The following is a 15691-nucleotide window of genomic DNA, read 5'->3' on the forward strand; positions in this document are numbered from 1 at the left end:
CGAAGGGCCGAGTGAGGGTCGACCGAGGATCGAAGAGCTGATCCTTGGCCTTACCCTCACCCTTCCCACGCTTCGCGCGGGTCCCTTCCCTCTCCCGGGGCGGGAGAGGGCGGAAAGAACCGGAGACAACCGAAGGGTTCCATGCAACGTCGCGTGATTTTCGACAACAGGGCGCTGCCCTACCTGCTGCTGGCGCCGCAGGTGGCGGTGACGCTGATCTTCTTCATCTGGCCGGCGGCGCAGGCGCTGTGGCAGTCGGTGCATCTCCAGGACGCCTTCGGGCTGCGCAGCCAGTTCGTCGGGCTGGAGAATTTCCAGGCGGTGCTGAGCGACCCGAACTATCTGGAGACGGTCAAGACCACCATCGTCTTCAGCGCGTCGGTGACCGTCCTGTCGCTGGCCTCCGCGCTGGGGCTGGCGGTGATGGCCGATTCGAAGATCCGGGCGGCGTCCGCCTACAAGACGCTGCTGATCTGGCCCTACGCCCTGGCGCCCGCGGTGGCGGCCGTGCTGTGGATGTTCATCTTCAACCCGGACATCGGCATCCTGGGCCGCGCCTTGAACAACCTCGGCTACGCCTGGGACTACCGGCTGAACGACGGTCAGGCATTGACCATGGTCATCCTGGCGGCGAGCTGGAAGCAGGTCTCCTACAACTTCATCTTCTTCCTGGCGGGCCTCCAGGCCATCCCGCGCTCCGTCCTTGAGGCGGCGAGCATCGACGGGGCGGGGGCGGTGCGCCGCTTCTGGACGATCACCTTCCCGCTGCTGTCGCCGACCACCTTCTTCCTGCTGGTGGTGAACATCGTCTACGCCTTCTTCGAGACCTTCGGCACGATCCACGCCCTGACCCACGGCGGGCCGGGCAAGGCCACGGAGACGCTGATCTTCCGCGTCTACCAGGACGGCGTGGTCAACCACGACCTGGGCGGCTCCTCGGCGCAGTCGGTGATCCTGATGGTCATCGTCATCGCGCTGACCGCCATCCAGTTCCGCTTCGTCGAGCGCAAGGTGCATTATTCATGAACCGCGACCGTGACACCCCGCGCTCCGGCGGGCGCCTGATGGACATGGTCCCGCACCTGATCCTGATGCTGGGCGTCCTGATCTTCGCCTTCCCGATCTACGTGACGGTCATCGGCTCGACCTGGGACGCCGCCACCATCGGGCGCGGCAACCTGCCGCTGACGCCGGGCGGGGAGATGCTGAACAACTACGCCTCGGCCTGGAGCGAATCGCAGGGCAACCGCGTCATGCACACGCCCGTGCGCATCATGATGTGGAACAGCCTCGTCATGGCGCTGGTCATCGCGCTGGGCAAGATCGCCATCTCGATCATCTCGGCCTACGCGGTGGCCTTCTTCCGCTTCCCGCTGCGCATGGTCTTCTTCTGGATGATCTTCATCACGCTGATGCTGCCGGTGGAGGTGCGCATCATCCCGACCTACGAGGTGGTGGCGAACCTCGGCCTGATCGACAGCTACGCCGGGCTGACCATCCCGCTGATCGCCTCGGCGACGGCGACGCTGCTGTTCCGCCAGTTCTTCCTGACCATCCCGGACGAGCTGGTGGAGGCCGCGAAGATCGACGGGGCGGGGGCGCTGCGCTTCTTCCTGGACGTGGTGCTGCCCCTGTCGCGCACCAACATCGCGGCGCTGTTCGTCATCCTCTTCATCTACGGCTGGAACCAGTATCTGTGGCCGCTGCTGATCACCAACAGCGCGGAGATGGAGACGGTGGTCATCGGCATCACCAAGATGATCGGCAACGGCGAGGCCGCGACCGACTGGAATCTCATCATGGCGACGACGGTGCTGGCCATGCTGCCGCCGGTGGCGGTGGTCGTGCTGATGCAGCGCTGGTTCGTCAAAGGCCTTGTGGACAGCGAGAAATAAGAAATGGCAACGGTCGATCTGAATCGGGTCCGCAAGTCCTACGGCGCCGTCGAGGCCATCAAGGGCATCGACATCAGCGTCGCGGACGGGGAGTTCCTCGTGCTGCTCGGCCCCTCGGGCTGCGGCAAGTCCACGCTGCTGCGCATGGTCGCCGGGCTGGAGAGCATCACCGGCGGCGAGATCGCCATCGGCGGGCGGGTGGTCAACGGGCTGGAGCCCAAGGACCGCGACATCGCCATGGTGTTCCAGAACTACGCGCTCTACCCGCACATGAGCGTGTTCGACAACATGGCCTACGGGCTGAAGATCCGCGGCCTGCCCAAGGCGGAGATCCAGGCGCGCGTCGCCAAGGCCGCGGAAATCCTGGAGCTGAACCGCTTCCTCGACCGCCGGCCCAGCCAGCTGTCCGGCGGGCAGCGCCAGCGCGTCGCCATGGGCCGCGCCATCGTGCGCGAGCCCGCCGCCTTCCTGTTCGACGAGCCGCTGTCCAACCTGGACGCCAAGCTGCGCACCCAGATGCGCGTCGAGATCAAGCGGCTCCAGGACCGACTGGGCATCACCAGCCTCTACGTGACGCACGACCAGGTGGAGGCGATGACGCTCGCCGACCGCATCCTGGTCATGAACCACGGGGTGGCCGAGCAGGTCGGCACGCCGCTGGAGGTCTACCAGCGCCCGGCCAGCCTGTTCGTGGCGGGCTTCATCGGGTCGCCGCCGATGAACGTGCTGGACGCGCGCTTCGACGGTGCGGGGCAGGCGGTGGCGCTGCCCGGCGGCACCGCCTTCCTCCTGCCGCGCCCACGTCCCGACATGGCCGGGCGGCCGGTCAAGCTGGGCGTGCGGCCGGAGCATCTCGCCGTTACCCCCGGCCATGGGCCGCTGATCGTCACGGTCGATCTGGTGGAGGCGCTGGGCGCCGACACGGTGGTCTACGGCCGCCTGCCGGACGGGGAGGCGCTGGTGGTCCGGGTCGCCGGCCTGCCGTCCTGCCGCGAGGGCGAGACCCTGCGCGTCGGCGCGCCGCCCGACGCCCTGCACCTGTTCGACGCGGAGACCGGCCGGCGCCTGCCGGATTGAATGGGTGCCGGATTGAACGCAGGCGGGGCTGTTGCATTCGCAGCCGTCCCGTGTCTCCCTGTCGATCCGTCATGTCCCGCCGAAAACAAGGATAAGAAACGTCATGAAGCTCTACCTGAAGCCGGGCGCCTGCTCGCTGTCGCCGCACATCGTCCTGCGTGAAAGCGGCCTCGCCTTCGACGTCGCGGCCGTCGACCTCGCCGCCAAGAAGCTGGAGGACGGCAGCGATTTCCTGGCCGTCAACCCGAAGGGCCAGGTGCCGACGCTGGCCTTCGACGACGGCGCCATCCTGACCGAGGGCGCGGCGATCGTTCAATATGTCGCCGATCGTGTGCCGGAGAGCGGCCTGCTGCCGGCCGTCGGGACGATGGAGCGCTATCGCGTGCTGGAATGGCTGAACTTCATCGGCACGGAGCTGCACAAGACCTTCAGCCCGCTGTTCCGTCCGACCACGCCGGACGCCTTCAAGGACATCGCTAAGCAGACGCTGACCGCCAAGTTCGCGGTGGTGGAGGCCGGGCTGGCCGGTCAGGATTACCTGACGGGCGACCGCTTCACGGTGGCTGACGCCTATTGCTTTACGGTGCTGCGTTGGGCGCCGCGGGTCGGTCTGCCGCTGGACGGTTGCCCGAACATCACCGCCTACATGGCCCGCGTCGCTGCGCGCCCGGCGGTGGCCGCGGCGCTGGCGGCGGAAGGGATCGCCTGACCGCTGGCCGGACGGGGAGGGGACGCACCTGTTCGATCCCGAGACAGGCTGGTGATTGCCCGCGTAGACTGCTCGGGCAATCACCAGCAGGGAGGGGGCGAAGACCCCGACGAGCATGAGCGCAACCGACCGCAAACCCGTTCCGCCCTTCCACCTCGCCTTCCCCGTCCGCGACAAGGAGGAGGCGCGCGCCTTCTACGCCGGCCTGCTGGGCTGCGGGGTGGGACGGGAATCCGACCGCTGGATCGACTTCGACCTCTACGGTCATCAGGTGGTGGCCCATGTGACCGAGGAGGCCGGGACCCGCGCCACCAACCCGGTCGATGGCGAGGACGTGCCGGCCAGCCATTTCGGCGTGATCCTGGATTGGGATGACTGGCACGCGCTGGCCGACAAGCTGAAGGCCGAAGGCGTGCGCTTCCTCATCGAGCCGCAGATCCGCTTCAAGGGTCAGGTGGGCGAGCAGGCCACCATGTTCTTCCTCGACCCGAGCGGGAACGCCCTGGAGTTCAAGAGCTTCCAGGACATGGGGCAGATCTTCGCGCGGTGACGCCCGCGGCAATGCTTCGACGCCATCGGCATTTCCTTCACCCCGGAGGGAAGATCCGGCCCAGGCCGACGGTCCGATTTTCCCCTCCGCCTCGGTGAAAGCCCGTGTTTCCGCGTCATCGCGATGGCATGGAAGCTGCTAACGGGAAATGGCCGAAGCGATTTCGCCGGTCAACCGAGAGGTGTCTCATGAGCAGTCCGCCCGTCTCTGCGCCGGGAATTGGGCCGGGAATTGGGCCGGGAATTGGGCCGGGAATTGGTTCGTCCGGCGCGTACGCGCTGAACGGTGGCAAAGTCACCCGCTTCTCCGCGGCGACCAAGGCGACGCCGGAGATGATGGCGCGGGTCGGGGTCGGTGATTCCGCCTTTGAGCAGCAGATGAGGATCGCGGCGGACCCGAACGCCGTGGACCCGGCGGTTGCGGCGCGCAGCCGTGCCGTGCAGGCCCACACGGTGTTCCGGCAGGGCGGTCAGGTCGTCGCCGCCGTCTGGCGGGACGGGCAGACGCTCATGGGCAACGGGCTTGCGGCGCGGCTCGACTGGACCGCGCTGGAGCGGCAGACCGCCGCCCTGTCCGACGCGCAACGGCGGGACGCGCTCGCCGCCGCCATCGCCAAGCAGCTCGGCGGGGGCGTCCAGGTCCAGCGCTACGGTGACAGCGGCGCGGCGCCGACGCGTGGCGCGGTGATCGACGAGCAGGCCGCGGCGAATCGGGCGGTGCGCGGCGGGCGGTGATCCCGCCGCGCACCGAACAGACTTCAGGCCGCGGACCGCTTGTTCCCGCCCGGCTGACCGCCGTGCGGAGCGGGGCGGCGGTTGTGGCGGTTCTGCTGGTTGGCCGACACCTTGGCCTTCAGCGGCTGGTCGCCGGTGGCGCCGGCAACCCGCGCGCCCTGCGGCGCCGACGGCTTCGCACCGTGGGCCTTCGGCGCCTGGGGCTTCTGGCCCTGCGGCTTGCCGCCGCCCGGCTGCTGCTGCTGGGGCTGGCCGCGGCCCGGACGGGGCTGCTTGGGCGCCGGCTTCGGCGGCTTGGCGGAGGAGGCGTGGATCGCCGCCACCACCGACGCGTGGTAGGGGTGGTCGTGGTCCGCCGGGACCGGCTGGCGAATGGTCTTCTCGATGGCCTTCAGATAGGCCACCTCCTCGGCGTCGCAGAAGGACACCGCGCTGCCGTCGGTGCCGGCGCGGGCGGTGCGGCCGATGCGGTGGACGTAGCTTTCCGGCTCGTTCGGCAGGTCGAAGTTGATGACGTGCGTGATGCCGTCGATGTCGATGCCGCGCGCCGCGATGTCGGTCGCCACCAGCGCCTTGAGGTCGCCGCTGCGGAAGGATTCCAGGGCGCGCACGCGGGCCGACTGCGACTTGTCGCCGTGGATCGCGTCGGCCGGGACTCCGGCCTTCTTCAGATGGTCGGCGATGCGGTCGGCGCCGTGCTTGGTGCGGGCGAAGACGATCGTCCGCTCCATGGCACCTTCCTGGAGCAGGTCGGCGAGCAGGCGGCGCTTGTCCGCGCGCTCCACGAACAGCACGCGCTGGGCGATGCGCTCCACGGTGGTGGACTGCGGCGCCACCTCGATCCGCTCGGCGTCGGTCAGGATGCTGTGCGCCAGCTCGACCACGGCTTCCGGCATGGTGGCGGAGAACAGCAGGGTCTGGCGCTGCTTCGGCAGGACGGCGACGACCTTCCGCACGTCGCGGATGAAGCCCATGTCGAGCATGCGGTCGGCCTCGTCCAGGACGAAGATCTCGACCTGGTCGAGCACGCACTGCTTCTGGGCCATCAGGTCGAGCAGGCGGCCCGGCGTCGCCACCAGCACGTCGGTGCCGCGGGCCAGAGCGGCGACCTGCGGGCTCTGCCCGACGCCGCCGTGGATCACCGTGCGGCGGATCGGCAGGTGCCGGCCGTAGGTGCGGAAGCTCTCGCCGATCTGCAGCGCCAGCTCGCGCGTCGGTGTCAGGATCAGGGTGCGCGGCGCCTTGGCCTGCACGCGCTTCTTGTTCTGGAACAGCCGCTGGAGGATCGGCAGGGTGAAGGCGGCGGTCTTGCCGGTGCCGGTCTGGGCGAGGCCGAGCACGTCGCGGCCCTCCAGAAGAACGGGGATGGCGCCGGCCTGGATCGGCGTGGCGGTCTGGTAACCCTCTTCGGCGACGGCGCGCAGAAGGGGCTCGATCAGGCCGAGGCCACTGAATTCGGTCATACGGGGAGGGTCCTGGTCACGTGAACAGAGGCTGCACCTGGGCCGTGCCCGGACATGGCCGGGGGCGGCGTGGCTTGGGGCGCTCCGCCGCGGGAGTGCGCGGAGCCATCAATTCACCGTGGGAAGGCGCAAGCGGCGCCGGTACCGGGACGACGAGGAGCCGGCAGCCCCAAAGCAAAATCGACCGACCACACATAGGGGGTGGGGCGGCTTTTGGCAAGCAAACAAGGGCCTTGGCCGTGTTCCGGACCGGAAATGTCCCTGGGACGGGCGGCAATTCCGGGGGACGGTGGGGCGGCGTGGGTGTGATGTTCCGGCGGGTGAGGCATTTTGCCGCGTGAATTCCCGGACAAAAAAACGGGGTATAGGATTGCGAATGAATTTCAGTATTATGATGGGCGCTGCAGCATGGCGACCCGGATCGCGGGAGACGGCGCCGGAACGGATGGCAAAGGCGGTGGGGCAATGACGTCGCGTCTCGAATCCTTGTGCCTGGAGAAGGGGCTGAAAATGACCGGCCAGCGCCGGGTCATCTCCCAGGTCCTGTCGGAGTCGGAGGACCACCCCGACGTGGAGGAGGTCCACCGCCGCGCCGTGCTGATCGACCCGCGGATCTCCATCGCCACGGTCTACCGCACCATGCGCCTTCTCGAAGACGCGCAGGTGATCGAGAAGGTGGACCTGGGCGACGGGCGTGCCCGCTATGAAGAAGCGTCCACCGACCACCACCACCACCTGATCGACACGCGCAGCGGGCGGATCATCGAGTTCGCCAGCCCGGAGCTGGAGGCGCTGAAGGAGCGCATCGCGCGGGAGCTGGGCTACCGCATCGTCGGTCACCGGCTGGAAATCTACGGCGTTCCGCTCGACGGCGTTTCCGTCGACGGCGGCGACGCGCTGGACGGCAACTCTGGGGATGGCGGGGAGCGTCGATGAAGAGCATGCGCTGGCTGACGATCGCCCCCTACCCGACGGTGAGCCTGAATTGCCGCGACGCGGTCCAGCGCTGCTACGCCGGCCTGTGCGACTGCGGCCAGCCGGAGCGCTACGCGCTGGAGGCGGCGGTGACCGTCTTCCGCTACCACCATCCGGAAACCCCGCCCTTCCAGGCGGAGACCATCGTCAGCCAGTGGGTGGCCGGCCCGGTCCGCCACTGACCGCCGGCCTCGCCGCGTCTTCTCACCAGGGCCGCCGCTTGCGCTCCAGCGTGTCGGTGGCGAAGTCCTCGGGCCGCAAAGGCTTGGCGAAGTCCGGCGGGGCGAGCTGGTTGTCGAGGCCGCTCACCACATAGCGGTCGCCCGTCAGGTCGTAGGTGATCTCCAAGGCCGGGGCGAAGACGGGCACCTGGGGATAGGCGATCCCGTGCGCCTCCGCGTAGCGGACCAGATCGCCCTTGGCGTCGTAATGGTCGGCCATGACGATCTGCCAGGAGTCCTCGTCCAGATAGTAGGTGCGCTCCGGCAGGGCGTGGCGGAAGTTGGGTTTCGCCCGTGCCTCGACGATCCAGACCCGGTGCATCTCGTAGCGCAGGAACTGCGGGTTGGGATGGCCCAGCCACAGGAAGTCCACCGGCGCCAGGCCGGGCGTGTTCATCCGGCTGGCGTTGTAGGGCACATACATCTCCCGCCGCGTCACCAGCGCGAAGTCGAAGCGGTCGAGCGGCCCGCTGAACATGTCCAGCATGTCGGCGGTTCGGATGCCGCCGCTGGCCGGGTCCGGCGTGTCGTAGACGAAGTCGGGCGCGCGGACGGGCTTGCCGGTCTCCCCCTGGCGGAACCAGGCGGCGAAGCCGGCCTGGATCGGGTTCAGCGTGCCGTGCAGCAGCAGGGTGGTCCCGGCCTCCGCCTTGGGCATCAGGGTGGTGCGGCGGTAATGGAAGGGGCGCCCGCCGTCGATCCCGGCGGCGTAGCTGGACTGCCAGTCCTCGCGGTAGACCGCCGCGGTGTAAATGCCGCCGGATTCCGGCAGGACGGTGGCGCCGGTGCGGCTGAAGGAATTGCCGCGCCAGCGCAGGATGTGGTTCCACATCGCCTGCACGCCGTTGGCCGGGATGGGGAAGGGCACGCCCACCCGCGCCCCGCTCAGCGCCAGGCCGTTCTCGCCCAGCCTGGCGCGCCCGGCGTTCGCGATTGTTTCGTCGTAGACGCGCTGGGGGGCGGCGGCGCTGCGGTGGCTGGGGAAGACGGGGATCTCGAAGGACGGGTACTTGGTCAGCATCGCCTGGAGACCGGCGGACAGGCGGACCTTGTAGCGGTCCAGATCCGCCGGTCCCACGGTGAACCAGCGCCCGTCCTCGTCGTAGGGGTCGGGCAAGGGGGTGCCCGGCTTCCAGCCGCCGGGAACCTGGGTCAGCCCGCCCTTCCAGGCCGGAATGGCCCGCGTCCGGCTGGCGCCGCGCACCGCGCCGAAGGGGGTCAGCTCCTCCCCCAGGGCGGGAACCTTCTCCTGCGCGGCGATCGGGGTGGCGTAGGGGATCACCGGCAGGGAAAGCAGCAGGCTGGAGAACTGGCGGCGGTTCATGCGCGTCTCGCGGCGTGGCGGGTCGCGGGGACGATACCCCAATCGCGCGCCGGTTCGAACGGACAAAGGGTGTTTCGCGGGCGTTCAGGGGTCGGGTGCCGCGGCGATGACGCGTTCGACCTCCCGCATCGCCTGTTCCAGCGCCGTGGCCAGCGCGGTCACCCGCTCCCAGGGGGCGTCCTGCATCACCGCCTGCTCCAGCGCCTGCGCGGCGTCGCCGAGCGGCGTCGCCCCGGCGTTGCGCGAGCAGCCCTTGAGATTGTGGGCACCGGCGCGGATCGCCGTTCCGTTGCGCGCGGCCACGGCGGCGGCGACCTCGTCCGCGATGTGGCGGCCGATGCCGACGAAGTCGCTCAACAGCTCGTCCATCAGCGCCCGGTCGTCGCCGCAGAGCCGGCCCAGCACATCGAGGTTGATCGGAGGCAGGCCGATCGGCGGACTCTCCGGCGCTGCCGGGGGCGCCGCTGGCGCCACCGCTGGGGCTGCCGCTGGGGCTGCTTCTGGGGCCGCCGCCGCGGGCGGCAGGAAGCGGGTCAGCGCGGCGTCGAGCTTCGCGAGATCCAGCGGCTTGCTCAGCGCCTCGTCCATGCCGGCCGCGCGGTAGCTCTCGATGTCCGCCGGGGCGGCGTTGGCGGTCAGGGCGATGATCGGCAGATGGGCGCCGGTGGCGCGCTCCGCCGCGCGGATGCGCCGGGTCAGCTCGAACCCGTCCACCTCCGGCATCTGGATGTCGGTCAGCAGCAGGGCGTGGCGCCGCCGTCCCAGCGCGGCCAAGGCCTCCGCCCCGCCGGTGGTCAGCTCGGCCGTGTGGCCGAGCGCGGCGAGCTGCATCTGCAGGACCTTGCGGTTGATCGCGTTGTCCTCCGCCACCAGGATCAGCCGCCCCAGGGCCTCCGCCTCCGCGATGACGCGCTCCGGACTGAGCGGGGCCGGGGCGCAGGGCGCGGCGGGCAGCGGGCTTTCGCCGGGGGCGGCGTCCGTCGGGGCGCGACCAGCGGCCACCGCGACGGCGCGCACCAGAGGCATGCGGCGGACCGGGCGGCTCACCGGGACCGCCCCATCGGCGAGACGGCCGCCGAGCGCCGTGGGATCCTGGAGCAGCACCGTCGGCACCTGCGCTTCCCCGACGCGGCGGCCCAGCAGCTGCGGCGCCTGGGCGGCGGCGGGGGTGTGCAGCGCCTCGTCCACCACCACGACGTTCAAGGCGCCGCGTTCCGATTGGGCCGTCCGGGCCTGTTCGGCCAGCGCGTCCGCTTCCCCGGCGGCCAACACGCGCGCCCCGGCGGCTTCCAGATAGTCGGCGACGATCCGGCGCTCCTCCGTGTCCGGCAGGCCGACCAGGACGGTCAGGCCGGAAAGGTCCGGCTCCACCGGCCCCGAGGGGGTCATCGCCGAGGAGGCTTCGGTCGGGGCGGGGTCGGCCGCGGCGCCCAGCGTCAGCTCGACCCAGAAGGTCGAGCCCGCCCCCGGCGCGCTGTCCACCCCGATCGCCCCGCCCATCAGCGCGACCAGCCGCCGGCTGATCGACAGGCCCAGCCCGGTGCCGCCGAATCGCCGGGCGGTCGAGCTTTCCGCCTGGGTGAAGGGCTGGAAGAGCTGACGGCGCGTGGTGTCGGAAATGCCGATGCCGGTGTCGGCCACCTCGATGCGCAGCCGGGCGCCGTCCTGGCCGTTGCCGTCGATCCTGGCGGCCAGGGTGGCCCGCACGACGATCCGCCCGCGCTCGGTGAACTTGATGGCATTCCCGCACAGGTTGAACAGGATCTGGCGCAGCCGCCCCGGATCGCCGGTCAGCGCCGGTGGGATCGCCGGGTCCACATGAGTCAGCAGAGCCAGCCCCTTGGCCCGCGCCGCCGGGGCCAGCGTCTCGGCCACCCCTTCGACGAGGGCGGGGATGGAGACCGGCACCTGCTCCAGGTCCATCTTGCCGGCCTCGATCTTCGAGAAGTCGAGAATGTCGTCGATGATCCGCAGGAGCGAGGCCGCCGATTCCCGCATCGTCGCCACGGTGTCGCGCTGCCCGCCGTCCAGCGGCGTGCGCTCCAGCAACTCCAGCATGCCCAGCACACCGTTCATGGGCGTGCGGATCTCGTGGCTCATGGTGGCGAGGAAGGCGGATTTGGCGGCGGTCGTCTGTTCCGCCTGCTCCTTGGCGCGTTCCATCTGGTGCTCGGCCAGTTTGCGCCGGGTGATGTCGTAGACCCAGGCGAGATGGACCGGGCGGCCGTCGAGCAGCGTGGTGTCCACCGACACCAGCGCCCAGAAGACGGAGCCGTCGGCCCGCCGCACCCGCACCTCGGCGTCGCGCAGCGAGCGGCGGAAGAAGGTCCAGTGCGTCTCGTGCGCCTCGGTGTTGTCCGGCTCGATGAACAGGTCGGCGATGGAGACGCCGACCAGCCGCTCCTTCGGCACGCCCAGCAGATGGACCAGCCGGTCGTTGCACATCACGAGGACGCCGTCGTGGGTGTAGGCGCAGACGCCGACCGGGCTCGATTCCAGGATGGCGCGCATCTGTTCGCGGCTCTGCCGCAGCTCGTGCGTGCGCTCGGCCACCTTGGTCTCGATGGAGCGGATGTAGTCGTAGGCGCGCAGCGCCGCGATCACCGCGGTGAACAGGCCCTCCGCCGACAGGTCGGCCTTCGACTTGTAGTCGTTGATGTCGCAGCCGACGATCACGTCGCGCTGCGGCGCCTGGCCCGGCTGGCCGGTGCGCAGGATGATGCGCACATCGAGGTTGCCCAGCGGGCCGCGGATCCAGCGGACCAGCGTCAGCCCGGCGTCGTCCTCCTCCATCACCACGTCCAGCAGGATCACCGCGATGTCGCGCCGGGCGCCCAGGACGGCGCGCGCCTCGGCGGCGGAGCGGCAGCCGATCAGCTCCAGCCGGCGGCCCTGGAACTCCACGTCGTCCAGCAGGAGGGCGGTCATGGAATGGACGTCGTCCTCGTCGTCCACCACCAGGACGGGCCAGGGCGGAGTCTCCTCCCCCTCCTCGCCCTCCTCGTCGGCGAACAGGATTTCGTCGTCGGTGTCGGGCATGATCAGTTCGTCGGTCATGCTGCGTCCGTCATGCTGCGTCGGTTGCCGGGTCTTTCCCGGCGGCGGCCGTGCGCGGCGCCGTCACGGGAATCCGCAGGAGGAAGGCGGTGCCTCCGCCCGTGGGGGTGTCGGGTGCCGAACGGCTCGGGGCCGGGCTCTCCACGGAGATCCGGCCGCCCAGCGATTGCGTCACCAGATTGAAGACGATGTGGAGGCCGAGCCCGCTGCCCCCGGTGCCGCGCTTGGTGGTGAAGAAGGGCTCGAACACCTTGGGCAGATTGTCCGGGGCGATGCCGACCCCGTCGTCGGCGAAGCGGATGTCCAGCTCGCCGTCCGGCAGCTCCTCCACGGTCAGCGCCATCACCCCCTCCCGGCCGTCGGGAAAGGCGTGGGTCAGCGCGTTGATGACCAGATTGGTGATGACCTGGCTGAGCGCGCCGGGATAGCCGTCCATGGCGATGCCGTCCGGGCAGGCGACGGTCATCCGGTGCGGGCTCTTGCGCAGGCGCGGCCCCAGCGAGGTGATGATCTCGTCCAGGTAGGAGCGCAGGTCGAAGCGGCGGCGCTCCTGGCTGGTCTGGTCGACGGCGACGCGCTTGAAGCTCTGGATCAGCTCGGCCGCGCGGGTCAGGTTCTGCTCGATCAGGCGCGAGGCTTCGCCCGCCGCCGCCACATAGGCGGTCAGGTCGGACTTCTTCAGCGCCCCCTTCGCGAAAGCCTCGGTCAGCGTCTGCGTCTTCGAGGCCAGATGGGTGGAGCAGCTGTAGGCGATGCCGACGGGCGTGTTGATCTCGTGCGCGACGCCGGCCACCAGCAGGGCGAGCGAGGCCATCTTCTCCGCCTGGACGAGGCTGTCCTGGGTTTCCTTGAGGTCGGCGTAGGCGGTCTCCAGCGCCTCCATGGCGTGGAACACCTCCTCGGCGGAGCGCGCCTCCACCGTCACGTCGGTGAAGGTGCGGACGAAGCCGCCTTCCGGCAGGGGGTTGGACCGCACCTCGATGATCGTGCCGTCGGGCCGCCGCCGCTTGAAGGCGAAGGGCTGGTCGGGAACCACGGCGGTTTCGTCCAGCTCCAGGTCGGGGTCGATGCTGAAATCCTCGAACGCGCCCTGGGCGCGCTGGAGCCGGATGATCTCGGGAAACAGCGGGTTGCGGGCCAGGAAGGCCGCCGGCACGTCGAGAAGCTCCGCGGCGCGGCGGTTGGACATGACGACCCGCAGGTTGCGGTCCACCATGATGATGCCCTGGTCGGTGTTGTCGAGCGTGATCTGAAGGACGTTCCGCTCGCGCGCCAGATCCCGTTCGGCCTGCATGCGCTCGGTCACGTCGGACATGGTGCCGGTCAGACGGACCGCCGTTCCCTCGGCGTCGCGCAGGGCGGTCGCCCGGTCCTCGATCCAGCTCCAGCCGCCGTCCCGGCGGCGCATGCGGTAGACGGCGGTGTAGGCGCTGTCGGTGTCGCGCACGCGGCTGCGGGACGCCGCGACGACGCGCCGCCGCTCCTCCGGGTGGATCAGCGACTCCCAGGTCTGCGCGGTCATCGCCAGTTCCGCCGGACCGTAGCCGAGCAGGGCCGGAAACTCCTTCGACCACCAGTACTGGCCGGTCCGCAGGTCGTAATCCCAGACGGAGGAGCGGGTGGCGGCGATGGCCAGCCCCAGCCGCTCCTCGCTCTGGCGCAGGGCGGCCTCCTCCTCGTCCAGCCGGGTCAGCATGCCGTTGTAGGCGGCGATCACCCGCCCCAGCTCGTCGGCCGACGACCACTGCACGCGCTGGCGCAGATGCTCCTGCTCGGCGGTGCGGATCGACGCGATCAGCCGGCGCAGCGGCACGCCGATGGTCAGCCGGTGGGCGGTCAGCGCGGTGACCAGGGTGCCGACCAGCATCAGCAGCAGGAGCCACAGCGTGTTGACCATCTCCTGGCGGATCTGCTCGTCCACAGGGGCGTAGCTGAAATGGAGGGTCAGCGTGCCGAGCCGGCGGTTCTGCACCTGGATCGGACGGCGCACCGTCTCGCGCCCGGCGACGGGACGGCAGTCGTCCTCCGGCCACGCGAAACGACTGTCGGCCAGCTCGTCGGCCACCTCGATGCACTGAAGCTCACGGTTGACGGAAATCGCCTGGATGATGTTGCGGATGGCCGGCACGTCTACGGCCCACAGGCTGGAGGACAGGGCGACGGCGTTGATCTCCGCCACCGCCTCGATCCGGTCGCGCAGGGCGCCGCGCAGATCCTTGTACTTGCCGTAGAAAAAGATCGAGGAGAAGCCGAGCGTGGTCAGGATCAGGATGGGAATCAGGATCAGCAGGAATTTCGCCGAGACCGTCGGCACCGTCTTCCACGCCTGCTCGATCACCGTCATGAAGGGTATTCCCGCAACCGGGGCCGCAAGCCGGGCGGACCGGCGGCACGGCGCCGCCTTTCCCGGTCATGCGGTTGTACTATCAACGGACACGCTTCGTCTATGGCGTGAATTGCGTGAAATTTCTCCTGTGGATCGAAAAAATCGCCGCAATGGTTGCTTGCTGCTTGAGGGGGTGTCGGCCTTGCACTACTGTTCGCGGGAGCCGCTTGCGCGGTGCAACACAAGAGGATGTCATGAATTTCCAGGTGCGCCGTTCCTCCGAAACCATCGAGGTGCTGTTGAGCGGCCGGTTGGAATTCACCGACCATGACAGCCTTCCCGACATCGTGGACCTGCTGAACGGGGAGGGCGCGCGCCGCTTCGTCCTGGACATGGACGGGCTGACCTTCATCGACTCGGCGGGCATCGGGATGCTGCTGATCCTTCAGGACGAGTCGGAGCAGCGCAACATCAAGCTGGTGCTGCGCAAGCTTCAGGGCGACGTGCTGCGCTCCATCGATCTGGCGCGGATCGGCGAAGTCGTCACCATCGAGCGGTGAACGGGCGATGGACGCTTCCCCCGCCTCCTCCGCCAGCCTTCCGCCCGGTCCGGCCGGTGCCGTGCGCCCCTTCAGCGTGATGCGGGACCGCGTGCCGGCGGAGATCGCCGCGCGGGTCTCGGCGCGCTTCGGCTTGAGCGACGCCGCCGCAGGCGCCGGGGACGCCGTCGATCACCGGGTGGCCGCCGCGGTTCTGCTGGCCCAGGCCGACCGGGACATCCTGCGCGGCGCCTTCGGGCTCAACCGCTTCCTGACGGTGGAACTGACCGAGCGGGAGGACGGCACCGGCGCCATCGACGCCGACTGGCTGGGCGCCCCGCCGGTGGAGCGGGGATTCTACCTGTCGCTGACCACCGGCACGGCCTACGGCCTGCAATGCGCGGTTCTGGTCTGCGACGAGCTGACCCGGCGCGGCGTGCTGACGCCGGAGCGGCGGGGCAACATCGAGCTGTGCCTGCACGAGGCCATCGCCAACGCCATCGTCCACGGCAATCTGGGCATTCCCAGCGCGACCAAGGAGCAGCCGGAGGGCTACCGCCTGTTCAGCCGGCTGCTGCGCGAGCGGCTGGGCGACGGCGCCGTGCGGCAGCGGCGGATCGACATTTTCGCGCGCTGGACCGCCGACAGCCTGTCCATCGCGGTGGTCGACCAGGGCAACGGGTTCGACGCCGCGGCCCTGCCGCAGGACACCGACAGCGGCGCCCAGTCCGGCCGCGGCTTCGTGTTCATGCGGGCGCTGGCCCGGCGCATCCACGTGACCGACGGCGGGCGCTGCACCCTGCTGCAGTTCGACCTGTGAC

At 69.8% G+C, this 15691-nt stretch carries 14 protein-coding genes; 10 read left to right on the top strand and 4 right to left on the bottom strand.

All coding sequences use genetic code 11. The features are described from left to right. The first annotated feature begins 141 nt into the window (after positions 1–141). From ugpA to D3869_RS09385, 6 genes are all read left to right on the top strand, one after another. Complete coding sequence (gene ugpA, locus D3869_RS09360; RefSeq protein ID WP_014238552.1) at positions 142–1026, top strand: sn-glycerol-3-phosphate ABC transporter permease UgpA; 885 nt, start codon at positions 142–144, stop codon at positions 1024–1026. After that, the gene (ugpE, locus tag D3869_RS09365) at positions 1023–1895 is read left to right on the top strand and encodes a sn-glycerol-3-phosphate ABC transporter permease UgpE (protein ID WP_137139820.1); all 873 of its coding nucleotides are present in this window, start codon (positions 1023–1025) and stop codon (positions 1893–1895) included. The genes ugpA and ugpE overlap by 4 nt, the downstream gene beginning before the upstream one ends. Before the next feature lie 3 nt (positions 1896–1898). After that, positions 1899–2972: a sn-glycerol-3-phosphate import ATP-binding protein UgpC gene (locus D3869_RS09370; RefSeq protein WP_137139821.1), complete on the top strand. Its 1074-nt coding sequence runs from the start codon at positions 1899–1901 to the stop codon at positions 2970–2972. Positions 2973–3075: 103 nt separating this feature from the next. Continuing rightward, the gene (gstA, locus tag D3869_RS09375) at positions 3076–3681 is read left to right on the top strand and encodes a glutathione transferase GstA (RefSeq protein WP_137139822.1); all 606 of its coding nucleotides are present in this window, start codon (positions 3076–3078) and stop codon (positions 3679–3681) included. Positions 3682–3796: 115 nt separating this feature from the next. Continuing rightward, positions 3797–4231, top strand: coding sequence for a VOC family protein (locus D3869_RS09380; RefSeq protein WP_137139823.1), 435 nt, complete (start codon positions 3797–3799; stop codon positions 4229–4231). A gap of 188 nt (positions 4232–4419) precedes the next feature. Continuing rightward, a complete protein-coding gene (locus D3869_RS09385) occupies positions 4420–4965 on the top strand; it encodes a hypothetical protein (protein WP_137139824.1) in 546 nt (181 codons plus the stop codon). A 23-nt stretch (positions 4966–4988) separates the two neighbouring features. Here D3869_RS09385 and D3869_RS09390 read toward each other — a convergent pair whose 3' ends face one another. Continuing rightward, entirely contained in the window at positions 4989–6428 is a 1440-nt protein-coding gene (locus D3869_RS09390; protein WP_137139825.1) for a DEAD/DEAH box helicase, read from the bottom strand. Positions 6429–6893: 465 nt separating this feature from the next. On the opposite strand from D3869_RS09390, the gene D3869_RS09395 reads away from it, so the two are divergent. Both D3869_RS09395 and D3869_RS09400 read left to right on the top strand, forming a co-directional pair. Further along, positions 6894–7364 carry a Fur family transcriptional regulator gene (locus tag D3869_RS09395; RefSeq protein WP_247895606.1) on the top strand — a complete coding sequence of 157 codons (471 nt, stop codon included), beginning with the start codon at positions 6894–6896 and terminating at the stop codon, positions 7362–7364. Beyond that, positions 7361–7585 (top strand): hypothetical protein, encoded by a 225-nt coding sequence (locus tag D3869_RS09400; protein ID WP_137139827.1) that lies wholly within the window; start codon positions 7361–7363, stop codon positions 7583–7585. Before D3869_RS09395 ends, D3869_RS09400 begins: the two co-directional genes overlap by 4 nt. 22 nt (positions 7586–7607) lie before the next feature. On the opposite strand, the gene D3869_RS09405 is transcribed toward D3869_RS09400, so the two are convergent. The 3 genes from D3869_RS09405 to D3869_RS09415 all read right to left on the bottom strand — a co-directional run bounded on the left by D3869_RS09405 (position 7608) and on the right by D3869_RS09415 (position 14349). Then, complete coding sequence (locus D3869_RS09405) at positions 7608–8948, bottom strand: DUF1329 domain-containing protein (protein ID WP_137139828.1); 1341 nt, start codon at positions 8946–8948, stop codon at positions 7608–7610. Positions 8949–9032: 84 nt separating this feature from the next. Next, positions 9033–12005, bottom strand: coding sequence for a hybrid sensor histidine kinase/response regulator (locus D3869_RS09410; RefSeq protein WP_137139829.1), 2973 nt, complete (start codon positions 12003–12005; stop codon positions 9033–9035). A 10-nt stretch (positions 12006–12015) separates the two neighbouring features. Beyond that, positions 12016–14349, bottom strand: coding sequence for a PAS-domain containing protein (locus tag D3869_RS09415; protein WP_137139830.1), 2334 nt, complete (start codon positions 14347–14349; stop codon positions 12016–12018). Positions 14350–14585: 236 nt separating this feature from the next. Between D3869_RS09415 and D3869_RS09420 the strand changes: the two genes are divergently transcribed. Beyond that, positions 14586–14891 carry an STAS domain-containing protein gene (locus D3869_RS09420; RefSeq protein ID WP_137139831.1) on the top strand — a complete coding sequence of 102 codons (306 nt, stop codon included), beginning with the start codon at positions 14586–14588 and terminating at the stop codon, positions 14889–14891. 7 nt (positions 14892–14898) lie between these two features. After that, entirely contained in the window at positions 14899–15690 is a 792-nt protein-coding gene (locus D3869_RS09425; RefSeq protein ID WP_137139832.1) for an ATP-binding protein, read from the top strand. Position 15691 lies beyond the last annotated feature (1 nt).

It is taken from the genome of Azospirillum brasilense, assembly GCF_005222205.1.
GTDB lineage: Bacteria > Pseudomonadota > Alphaproteobacteria > Azospirillales > Azospirillaceae > Azospirillum > Azospirillum brasilense_G.